1 protein-coding gene is annotated in these 229 nt (G+C 54.1%); it reads left to right on the plus strand.

Going from position 1 to position 229, the window contains the following annotated elements; genetic code table 11:
* The coding region (locus L0M85_RS09990) for a dipeptidyl peptidase 3 (protein ID WP_238656957.1) at window positions 1-229 on the plus strand (229 nt) is incomplete at both ends.

The following is a 229-nucleotide window of genomic DNA, read 5'->3' on the forward strand; positions in this document are numbered from 1 at the left end:
GACAGCCCGAGCATCACCAAGGAGGAGATTGCTGGCGTCAGCGACTTCCTTGAGAGCAAAGGACTTCTGCCGGAAAACACAAGGATAAGCAAGATTGCAGAAGGCTTTGCTGTCCTGATCGCGTCGGCCTCGAGCAACCCATCATCTGAAGAGCGCGATCTAAAGGACAGCGAATGGACGCTAGACGATGGCAAGAAGGTCAAGCTCGTCTTCGGCGACTACTCGAAAG

Source organism: Streptococcus sp. DFI.7.26 (assembly GCF_022240605.1).
Lineage (GTDB): Bacteria > Bacillota > Bacilli > Lactobacillales > Streptococcaceae > Streptococcus > Streptococcus xiaochunlingii.